Genomic DNA, 10,174 nt, shown 5'->3' with positions numbered 1-10,174 from the left:
GCCCAAAGGTTCCCTCAGAATGGTTGGAAATCATTCGAAGAGTGTAAAGGCAGAAGGGAGCTTGACTGCGAGACCAACAAGTCGAGCAGGGACGAAAGTCGGGCTTAGTGATCCGGTGGTTCCGCATGGAAGGGCCATCGCTCAACGGATAAAAGCTACCCTGGGGATAACAGGCTTATCTCCCCCAAGAGTCCACATCGACGGGGAGGTTTGGCACCTCGATGTCGGCTCGTCGCATCCTGGGGCTGTAGTCGGTCCCAAGGGTTGGGCTGTTCGCCCATTAAAGCGGCACGCGAGCTGGGTTCAGAACGTCGTGAGACAGTTCGGTCCCTATCCGTCGCGGGCGTTGGAAATTTGAGAGGAGCTGTCCTTAGTACGAGAGGACCGGGATGGACTTACCGCTGGTGTACCAGTTGTTCTGCCAAGGGCATTGCTGGGTAGCTATGTAGGGAAGGGATAAACGCTGAAAGCATCTAAGTGTGAAGCCCACCTCAAGATGAGATTTCCCATTTCTTTAAGAAAGTAAGATCCCTGAGAGATGATCAGGTAGATAGGTCAGGAGTGGAAGTACAGTGATGTATGGAGCGGACTGATACTAATCGATCGAGGACTTAACCAATAGGTTAAAAAGAAAAGAACTCGGCAAAAACTTATATGACTTCAAATCCAGTTTTGAGTGAACAAAATTTACTCAATAAAAGATAACACCACAGTGTGGTGGCGATAGCGAGAAGGATACACCTGTAACCATGCCGAACACAGAAGTTAAGCTTCTTAGCGCCGATTGTAGTGAGGGGTTGCCCCTTGTGAGAGTAGGACGTCGCCACGCTTAAGTTATCCATGGAGGTTTAGCTCAGCTGGGAGAGCATCTGCCTTACAAGCAGAGGGTCAGCGGTTCGATCCCGTTAACCTCCATATGAGCCGTTAGCTCAGTTGGTAGAGCATCTGACTTTTAATCAGAGGGTCACAGGTTCGAGCCCTGTACGGCTCATATTTTTGCGGGTGTGGCGGAATTGGCAGACGCACTAGATTTAGGATCTAGCGCCTTACGGCGTGGGGGTTCAAGTCCCTTCACCCGCATAATTTAAGTTTTACATGCCGGCTTAGCTCAGTTGGTAGAGCATCTGATTTGTAATCAGAGGGTCGAGGGTTCAAGTCCTTTAGCCGGCATCTTTAAACACGCGGAAATAGCTCAGTGGTAGAGCACCACCTTGCCAAGGTGGGGGTCGCGGGTTCGAACCCCGTTTTCCGCTTTGCCAAAGCAATCGCGCCGGGGTGGCGGAACTGGCAGACGCACAGGACTTAAAATCCTGCGGTGAGTGATCACCGTACCGGTTCGATTCCGGTCCTCGGCATTTCAAATATGCGCCCATAGCTCAACTGGATAGAGTGTTTGACTACGGATCAAAAGGTTAGGGGTTCGACTCCTCTTGGGCGCGTAGTCTTTTTTATTTTTTAAACGGGAAGTAGCTCAGCTTGGTAGAGCACTTGGTTTGGGACCAAGGGGTCGCAGGTTCGAATCCTGTCTTCCCGATTTTTTTTATCTTGCTTTTTGTTTTCAAATGATTTATAATTTTTTTAAATTGAATATGCGCCCATAGCTCAACTGGATAGAGTGTTTGACTACGGATCAAAAGGTTAGGGGTTCGACTCCTCTTGGGCGCGTCGATACGGAATAGCATATTCCGTATTTTTTTTTGTTGATTCTAAAGGATTTATTTAACAAAAAGCGTTCTTCTTTCTTTCTATTACCAAATTCGTTATAATTAAGGTCAATATTAGTCAAAGGGAATGAATAAGATGGCACATCAGAATACCTCGGATTTAATTGAATCATATATAAAGAAAATTCTGGAAAATAGTGAAATGATCGAGATTCGAAGGATTGAAATGGCAGACCTCTTTAACTGTGTTCCTTCACAAATCAACTATGTGATTAATACCCGTTTTACCATCCAACGCGGTTATTTAGTAGAGAGCAAACGCGGGGGTGGCGGCTATATACGAATTGCGAAAGTAAGAATATCAGATAAAAAACAGTTACTTGAGCAGATAAATCAGTTGTTTGATGATACAATCAGTGAGAAAAATGCTTTTGCTATTATTCAAAAACTTTATGAAGACCAAATAATTACAAAAAAAGAAGGAAACTTGATGTTAAGTGCAATTGCAAAAAACACATTGAATTTCAATGAATTTGAAGATCATACACGTGCTCGGATTCTCCGAGCATTTCTGGAACGTTTAAGTTATGAAGATGGGAAGTGAGATTAGATGGAAGAACTTTTTACTGAAAGAGCCCAAGCGGTATTAGAAATTGCACAAGAAGAAGCAAAACGATTGAAACATCAATCAGTTAGTTCAGAGCATGTTTTACTAGCGTTAGTAGTTGAACAAAATGGAATTGCTGGAAAAGTATTACGTGAAATGGATTTGAATGAGACAGAAATTTATGAAGAAATTGAACATCTGATTGGTTATGGCGGTATCCGTTCTTACCCTAAAGGAGTCTTTCTTCCATATTCTCCAAGAATGAAACAAGTTTTTGCTTTAGCTAGTAGCGAAGTAAAGAAAACGGGTTCTCAAAAAGTTGGAACAGAACATATTTTGATGAGCTTATTAAAAGATGAAAGTATCATGGCTACTCGAATTATGATCAACTTAGGTATCAGCCTTTCAAAAGCCCGACAAGTTCTGAAACAAAAAATGGGACTAGCTGGTGATTCGGGTGGAAAGGGAATGAATCGTCGTAGAAATATACAAGATAAACGGCAAACACCACAAGGCACGCCTACACTAGATTCATTAGCACGTGATTTAACGAAATTAGCAAAAGAAAACAAGTTGGACCCAGTTGTTGGACGTTCTAGAGAAGTGAAACGGCTTATCCAGATTCTTAGCCGACGGACAAAGAACAACCCTGTATTGGTGGGTGAACCTGGCGTAGGTAAAACAGCCATTGCTGAAGGGTTAGCTCAAAAAATCATTTTAGGTGAAGTACCAGAAGACATGCAAGAAAAGCGCCTGATGATGCTTGATATGGGATCTTTGGTTGCTGGTACGAAATACCGCGGTGAATTTGAAGATCGAATGAAAAAAGTCATTGACGAAATCTATAATGATGGTCAAGTAATCTTGTTCATTGATGAATTGCATACCTTAATTGGTGCAGGTGGCGCAGAAGGAGCAATTGATGCTTCGAATATCTTGAAACCGGCGTTAGCTCGAGGAGAATTACAAACGATTGGAGCAACGACTCTAGATGAATATCAAAAATATATCGAAAAAGATTCTGCATTAGAACGGCGTTTTGCACGAATTCAAGTAGATGAACCAACTCCTGAAGAAGCGGAAGAGATTCTTCAAGGATTGCGTTCAAGATATGAAGAGCACCACGGGGTAGAGATTACAGATGAAGCTGTGCGGGCAGCAGTTAATCTTTCTGTTCGTTATATCACTTCTCGTCAACTACCTGATAAAGCTATTGATTTGATTGATGAATCAGCGGCGAAAGTCCGTTTGGATCAAACCGATCACTTAACAAAATCAACTGTAATCAAATTAGAAATTGATGAATTAGTACAAGAAAAAGAAGCAGCGATCCAAAAACAAGACTTTGAAAATGCTGCGCAATTACGTAGACAAGAAAAAGCACTACGTAAAAAGCTACAAAAAGTTTCTGCAATCGAAGCAAAACAAGAACAAGGATATTCTGATCGTGTAACGGAAGAAGATGTTGCTACAGTTGTATCGGAGTGGACTGGTGTCCCTCTACAGCAGTTGGAGAAAAAAGAAAGTGAACGTTTGTTAGAATTGGAAGGTCTCCTGCATGAACGGGTGGTTGGTCAAGATGAGGCTGTCAAAGCAGTTTCACGCGCCATTCGTCGTGCACGAAGCGGCTTGAAAGATCCTGACCGTCCAATTGGATCATTTATGTTCCTTGGACCAACTGGTGTCGGAAAAACAGAGTTGGCCAAAGCACTTTCAGAAGTCATGTTCGGAAGCGAAGATGCCCTGATCCGTGTTGATATGTCAGAATTTATGGAAAAATACAGTACAAGCCGATTAATCGGATCTCCTCCAGGATACGTAGGGTATGATGAAGGTGGACAGTTGACAGAAAAAATTCGTCAAAAACCATATTCAGTGATTCTCTTAGATGAAGTGGAGAAAGCACATCCAGATGTTTTCAATTTACTTCTGCAAGTATTGGATGATGGTCATTTAACAGATTCTAAAGGTAGAAAAGTGGACTTTAGAAATACGATCATGATTATGACTTCAAATATCGGAGCGACACAAATTCGAGAAGAAAAAAATGTCGGATTTAATGTCCAAGATGTCACGAAGGATCACAAAGCCATGCAAAAACGTATCTTAGAAGAGTTAAAGAAAGCTTTCCGACCTGAATTCTTGAATCGAATTGATGAGACTGTCGTCTTCCATTCATTGAGTAAAGATGAAATCCATACAATCGTCCAAATCATGAGTAAAGCGATTATCAAGCGATTGAAAGAACAAGATATTCAAGTGAAAATCACCCCATCTGCAATCGATGTGATTGGGAAAGCCGGATTTGATCCTGAATATGGTGCACGTCCAATCCGTCGCGCACTTCAAAAAGAAATTGAAGATCGATTGAGCGAGGCATTGCTTGGCGGAGAGATTCGCTTAGGTGACCACGTAACAGTAGGTGCATCAAAAGGAAAGATCACATTGAATGTTCGCGGGCCTAAAAAGGAAACAGTAGGTTCCCTATAGGTACTCGGTCTGTGTTAGCTGAATTTTTATAATAGTAAGACTTGATTAAGAGGTTGTGACAAGATTTTTGTCACAATCTCTTTTTATATTTGGACAGAATATATCGAACTTTATTTTGACTTTTTGTGAAATAATTTTCAAAAATCCGACTTTAAATAGAAGAAGTATTGGAAAGTTTTTAGAGCTATGCTACTATTATGAAGTTGTAGGAGGAGGAAATTATGATCGAACTCATAACCACAGTAGAGACTATCAAACAAGCAGAACAGTTGCTTGCTGCAGGTGCAGACACACTATATTTCGGTGAAGAGCAATTTGGATTGCGTCTGCCTGCTTCGTTCACACGAGAAGAACAGCGACAATTAGTAGAATTAGCACACAAGCATGGTAAAAAAGCAAATATTGCTGTAAATGGGATCATTCATCCTGAAAAAATGAAAAATGTACCTGAATATTTGGCTTTTTTAAAAGAAATAAACGTAGATGTGATCACAGTTGGTGATACAGGTATCATTTATACGATGAAAAAGAATCCTGAATTGCGTATACCGTATATTTATGATGCTGAAACATTAGTAACGAGTGCACGTCAAATCAATTTCTGGGCGAAAAAAGGCGCAGTTGGCGCAGTACTTGCTCGTGAAGTTCCTTTTGAAGAGATGAAGGCGATGGAAGAAAAACTCGACATTCCTGTAGAAATCCTTGTGTATGGTGCTACATGCATCCATCAATCCAAACGTCCACTGCTACAGAATTACTATAACTATACGAAGCAAGACGAACAAAAAGATCGTGAAAGAGGTCTTTTTATCTCGAAACCAAAAAAAGAAGAGACACATTATTCTATTTATGAAGATAGTCATGGCACACATATTTTTGCCAGTAATGATCTAAATCTCTCGAATGAATTGAATGAACTTTATCAGCATCATTACCGTACATGGAAATTGGACGGGTTATTTACTCCAGGCGAAAATTTCGTGACTATCACTCAACTATTCGCCGAAGCAAAAAAACAAATTTTAGAAGGTAGCTGGAATCAAGAAAAAGCAGAAAAATTGACGAGCGAAATCAACAAATTGCATCCTGAAAACCGGGAATTAGATACAGGATTCTTTTATATTGATCCTTCTGCTATCAAATAAGGAGTATGATGAATGAAATGACAGTAAAAAGAAAATTGAAACGTCCAGAAATCTTAGCGCCAGCAGGAACACTGGAAAAGTTAAAAACAGCGATCCATTATGGAGCAGATGCAGTATATATTGGCGGAAATGCGTATGGTTTAAGAAGCCGTGCAGGTAATTTTACTTATGAAGAAATGGCTGAAGGGGTTGCTTTTGCAAAAGAACACGATGCAAAAGTGTACGTTGCTGCTAATATGGTCACCCATGAAGGAAATGAAGAAGGCGCTGGGGAATTTTTCCGTAGTCTGCGCGATGTCGGTATTTCTGCAGTGATCGTTTCTGATCCAGCTTTGATCGAAATTTGCGCGACAGAAGCTCCAGGTCTGCCGATCCATTTATCTACTCAAGCTTCAGCAACCAATTTTGAGACATTGGAATTCTGGAAAGAGGAAGGGTTGGAACGTGTCGTTTTAGCTCGTGAAGTTTCAATGGAGGAAGTGGCAGAAATCCGTAAAAATACGGATATCGAAATCGAAGCATTTATTCATGGAGCCATGTGTATTTCTTATTCTGGTCGCTGCACATTGTCCAACCATATGTCAATGCGAGATGCGAATCGTGGCGGATGCTCTCAATCTTGTCGCTGGAAATATGGATTGTTCGATATGCCTTTTGGTCAAGAACGAAATAGTTTGACTGATACAGGAGAAATTGAAGAAGAATTCTCGATGAGTGCAGTTGATATGTCCATGATCGAGCATATTCCAGAATTGATTGAAAACGGCGTAGACAGCTTCAAGATCGAAGGAAGAATGAAATCGATCCATTATGTATCTACAGTGTCAAATGTCTATAAAGCAGCTGTAGACAGCTATATGGAAGATCCTGAAAACTATGTCTGCAAACAAGAATGGATCGACGAGTTATGGAAAGTGGCACAACGAGAGTTAGCTACAGGCTTTTATTACAATACACCAACTGAAAACGAGCAATTATTTGGTGAACGTCGTAAAATCCCAGTATATAAATTTGTCGGTGAAGTATTATCTTATGATGAGGCAACACAGATTGCTACGATACGTCAGAGAAACTTATTCTCTGTAGGGGATGAAATCGAATTTTATGGTCCAGGATTCAGTCATTTCAGTCAAACAGTCGAAATCATGCATAATGAAGAAGGGGAATCCATTGACCGAGCACCAAATCCAATGATGGTTTTGGCCATGCCAGTTGCACAACCAGTGAAACCTGGAGATATGATCCGGAAACGCAAATAAAGAAAAAGCTGATACATCTTTGTTTCAAGCATCTTCGCATACAAAATCTAAGAAAAGTGTTACACTTGTTTTCTGTAGAAAAAGGATCGTTAAATAAAGGTTTTGATTGATCTCTTCAATAAGGAGGAACAAAATGCAAATATATGATTACATCGTAATTGGTGGCGGCTCTGGCGGTATTGCTTCAGCAAACAGAGCAGGGATGCATGGCGCAAAAGTTTTGCTGATTGAGGCAAATGAATTAGGCGGAACCTGTGTCAATGTCGGTTGTGTACCTAAAAAAGTCATGTGGCAAGCAAGTACGATTTTGGAAACAATTGAACGCGATGCTCCAAGTTACGGCATCCAAGCAGATTTAAAAAGTGTTGATTTCGCTGGTCCAGTAGAAAGACGAGAAAAATATATTGATTTTCTACACGGTGCTTACCAAAGAGGATTAGATAGCAATCATGTCGAGGCTATAAAAGGATATGCTACTTTTATCGATAGTCAAACGATTGAAGTAAACGGTGAAACTTATCATGCGCCTAAAATTTTGATTGCGACTGGAGGCCGTGCAAGCAAAATGGGCATTCCTGGTGGTGAGTACGCCATTGATTCAAATGGATTTTTTGAATTAAGGGAATTACCTAAGAGAGCAATCGTTTTAGGTGCTGGATACATCGCAGCTGAACTTTCAGGTGTATTTCGTGGTTTAGGTAGTGAAGTCATGTGGGCATACCGAAAAGAACGTCCACTTAGAACGTTTGATAAAATGCTTTCGGACAATCTGATCCAAATGTACCAAGAAGCTGGGATCAAGACTTACGCACATCATATGGCTAAAGAAATCACTAAAAACAATGACGAATACACGGTGTTATTTGAAAATGGCGAAACCTTAACTGGTGATTGTGTCCTTTTTGCAGGCGGGCGTGTGCCGAATACTGAAAATTTAGGTTTGGAAAATACAAATGTCGAATTGGACGAAAAAGGATTTATTAAAGTAGATAAATACCAGAACACAACGGATGAACATATTTTTGCGGTTGGTGATGTGATCGGTAAATTAGATTTGACTCCTGTTGCAATCGCAGCTGGCCGACGTTTGTCGGAACGTTTGTTTAATGGGAAGAAAGATTCTTATCTTGACTATAATCTTGTTCCGACAGTCGTCTTTACGCATCCACCAATTGCAACGATTGGATTGACAGAAGAAGAAGCATTGGAAAAATACGGAGAAAATGACCTGAAAGTTTATCGTTCACGCTTTACTCCAATGTACTTTGCTTTGAATGAATATCGCCAAAAATGCGAAATGAAATTGATTTGCGTCGGAAAAGAAGAAAAAATTGTCGGCTTGCATGCCATTGGTGTAGGTGTCGATGAAATGCTACAAGGTTTTGCTGTGGCTATCAAGATGGGGGCAACTAAAGAAGACTTTGATAATACAGTAGCCATCCATCCAACAGGAGCGGAAGAATTCGTAACGATGCGATAATTTAATACTAGCAGTTCTAGTAGCTTTTTATTGAATAAACCAATGTAAAACCCGAAAATCTGTATACTGATTTTCGGGCTTTTTATTTTTTCATTGTTTATGTAAGATGGCTTCGATATTTTCCCAAAACGAATAAGCAGGGAAGTTGGATATTTTGATTATCTTCGTATTCAGCTGATTCCTATCTAAAGGAAAGTCGGTCAAAACCAAATCATATTGATTGATCAACCGATAGTTCAAATCAAAAAAGCTATCCTGATATTCTTTTATTTCTTTTATCTCAGGAAATTTTTTAGTTAACAATTCCTTATATAAGAAACAAACTTTCGGTTCTTGAGAAGAAAGGATCATGACTGTATATGTCTTTTTTTTTGGAATGATTCGATCAATAAGAGCTGGAGACAGCAAAACCAGTTCTTCCAGCAATTCTTCATATAATAGACGATTGGTTAGAATAAACGAATAATTTTCTTCCACTAATGCTTGTTCATAAAAAGAAAGAATGAGTGGATCCGAATTCAAGACGATCACAAAGAATTGTTTAAAGGAATTGGTTAGAAAAGGTAAAAACTCCTTCTTGAAAGAAATCAAATGATACAAGTAATTTAATTGCTGATCAGATAACATCGTATCAGTAGATAAAGAACGATAGAAATTTTGTGACAAATTTCTTAATTTTTTGATTTCATGAGCTGGCGCCTTTACAGAAGCAAAATGGATCATCTGGCTGATTGGACGCAAAAGTTCACTAGCTGTTTCTTTAGTTAAATAGAAATGATAATTTTTCTCCATAACGGAGCAAAATGTAACGTTATTTTTCGTTCGCTCAAAAAATAAATCAATATCCATTTCGAGAGGTTGGCTTTTCAACTGATCGGATAATCTATGTTTCTTTCCGAGCCGGATAATAGAAATCAAAAAATAATAAATCAAAAACAGCTGTTTGTGGACAGATAGTTTGTTTAATGGAGGATAAAGTTTCATGTATCGTTTGATAGCTGCAGACAATATTTGGTAATGAGGAAGTTGATCCGGTGTATAGATCTCCTCGAATAAACTGCAGTAGAAAAAACGTATTTGTCTCTCCTCACCTTGAATATGTACATATGGAGTAGTGTGGATTCTAAAAAGAAATCCTCGCTTTTGAAAGGATTCATTCAGAAACATAATGATTCTGCGAATACTTGCTGTACTCATAAATAACTGATCAGCTAGTTTAGCAATACAAGGTTCTTGCATCAAAATGATTTTCAACACTTGTATATGGCTTGAATGTTTTAAGATAGTACTCGTGATGCTTTCTAAATTATATTCACAAGGTAATCTCAAAGAAACTTTCTGATGCTCGTCGATATGAATAGATGCCGGAGAATGAACAAAATTAAATGCGGCAATATCAGATAAGAGTGTTTTTTTTGTTACAGCAATTTTCTTCTCTAAGTCTTCTAAATAAAATGAATCCATACTCAAAAGCATGGCTAATCTTAACTGTCTTTCTGATAATTTTTCAAGCATAGTTATATCTTCTG

General features: G+C 39.5%; 6 protein-coding genes, 9 tRNA genes, 1 rRNA gene and 3 other annotated features. Of the genes, 15 read left to right on the top strand and 1 reads right to left on the bottom strand.

Annotated features, from left to right (window positions below):
* Positions 1–146, top strand: a sequence feature (23S ribosomal RNA rRNA prediction is too short).
* A gap of 19 nt (positions 147–165) precedes the next feature.
* Positions 166–325, top strand: a sequence feature (23S ribosomal RNA rRNA prediction is too short).
* A 19-nt stretch (positions 326–344) separates the two neighbouring features.
* Positions 345–607 (top strand) — a sequence feature (23S ribosomal RNA rRNA prediction is too short).
* 106 nt (positions 608–713) lie between these two features.
* The 15 genes from rrf (at position 714) to gor (ending at position 8,645) form a co-directional block, all read left to right on the top strand.
* Positions 714–829: ribosomal RNA gene (gene rrf, locus A5849_RS01095) — 5S ribosomal RNA — on the top strand.
* Between the two features lie 13 nt (positions 830–842).
* Positions 843–915, top strand: a tRNA-Val gene (locus A5849_RS01090).
* Between the two features lie 3 nt (positions 916–918).
* Positions 919–991 (top strand) — tRNA-Lys (locus tag A5849_RS01085).
* 7 nt (positions 992–998) lie between these two features.
* Positions 999–1,080, top strand: a tRNA-Leu gene (locus A5849_RS01080).
* A gap of 17 nt (positions 1,081–1,097) precedes the next feature.
* Positions 1,098–1,170, top strand: a tRNA-Thr gene (locus A5849_RS01075).
* Between the two features lie 11 nt (positions 1,171–1,181).
* A tRNA-Gly gene (locus A5849_RS01070) sits at positions 1,182–1,253 on the top strand.
* A 16-nt stretch (positions 1,254–1,269) separates the two neighbouring features.
* A tRNA-Leu gene (locus A5849_RS01065) sits at positions 1,270–1,355 on the top strand.
* Positions 1,356–1,365: 10 nt separating this feature from the next.
* Positions 1,366–1,439: transfer RNA gene (locus tag A5849_RS01060), tRNA-Arg, on the top strand.
* A gap of 21 nt (positions 1,440–1,460) precedes the next feature.
* Positions 1,461–1,534, top strand: a tRNA-Pro gene (locus A5849_RS01055).
* 57 nt (positions 1,535–1,591) lie between these two features.
* Positions 1,592–1,665: transfer RNA gene (locus tag A5849_RS01050), tRNA-Arg, on the top strand.
* Between the two features lie 135 nt (positions 1,666–1,800).
* The gene (locus tag A5849_RS01045) at positions 1,801–2,268 is read left to right on the top strand and encodes a CtsR family transcriptional regulator (RefSeq protein WP_002310600.1); all 468 of its coding nucleotides are present in this window, start codon (positions 1,801–1,803) and stop codon (positions 2,266–2,268) included.
* A gap of 6 nt (positions 2,269–2,274) precedes the next feature.
* On the top strand, positions 2,275–4,761 hold the full coding sequence (locus A5849_RS01040) for an ATP-dependent Clp protease ATP-binding subunit (RefSeq protein WP_002310599.1): 2,487 nt from the start codon (positions 2,275–2,277) through the stop codon (positions 4,759–4,761).
* Positions 4,762–4,982: 221 nt separating this feature from the next.
* The gene (locus tag A5849_RS01035; protein WP_086309907.1) at positions 4,983–5,906 is read left to right on the top strand and encodes a peptidase U32 family protein; all 924 of its coding nucleotides are present in this window, start codon (positions 4,983–4,985) and stop codon (positions 5,904–5,906) included.
* A 5-nt stretch (positions 5,907–5,911) separates the two neighbouring features.
* Positions 5,912–7,165, top strand: a complete 1,254-nt coding sequence (locus A5849_RS01030) for a U32 family peptidase (RefSeq protein WP_002310597.1) — start codon at positions 5,912–5,914, stop codon at positions 7,163–7,165.
* Between the two features lie 133 nt (positions 7,166–7,298).
* On the top strand, positions 7,299–8,645 hold the full coding sequence (gor, locus tag A5849_RS01025; RefSeq protein ID WP_086309906.1) for a glutathione-disulfide reductase: 1,347 nt from the start codon (positions 7,299–7,301) through the stop codon (positions 8,643–8,645).
* Positions 8,646–8,735: 90 nt separating this feature from the next.
* On the opposite strand, the gene A5849_RS01020 is transcribed toward gor, so the two are convergent.
* Positions 8,736–10,160, bottom strand: coding sequence for a helix-turn-helix domain-containing protein (locus A5849_RS01020; protein ID WP_002320497.1), 1,425 nt, complete (start codon positions 10,158–10,160; stop codon positions 8,736–8,738).
* Positions 10,161–10,174: the final 14 nt, after the last annotated feature.

Source organism: Enterococcus sp. 10F3_DIV0382 (assembly GCF_002140245.1).
Taxonomy (GTDB): domain Bacteria; phylum Bacillota; class Bacilli; order Lactobacillales; family Enterococcaceae; genus Enterococcus_B; species Enterococcus_B lactis.
This window is presented reverse-complemented; position numbering and strand designations above follow the sequence as displayed.

Bases quoted from the DNA above. Each gene is read 5' to 3' on its own strand.
- A5849_RS01040 (WP_002310599.1), top strand. From the start codon at position 2,275: ATGGAAGAACTTTTTACTGAAAGAGCCCAAGCGGTATTAGAAATTGCA.
- A5849_RS01035 (WP_086309907.1), top strand. From the start codon at position 4,983: ATGATCGAACTCATAACCACAGTAGAGACTATCAAACAAGCAGAACAG.
- A5849_RS01045 (WP_002310600.1), top strand. From the start codon at position 1,801: ATGGCACATCAGAATACCTCGGATTTAATTGAATCATATATAAAGAAA.
- gor (WP_086309906.1), top strand. From the start codon at position 7,299: ATGCAAATATATGATTACATCGTAATTGGTGGCGGCTCTGGCGGTATT.
- A5849_RS01020 (WP_002320497.1), bottom strand. From the start codon at position 10,160: ATGCTTGAAAAATTATCAGAAAGACAGTTAAGATTAGCCATGCTTTTG.
- A5849_RS01030 (WP_002310597.1), top strand. From the start codon at position 5,912: ATGATGAATGAAATGACAGTAAAAAGAAAATTGAAACGTCCAGAAATC.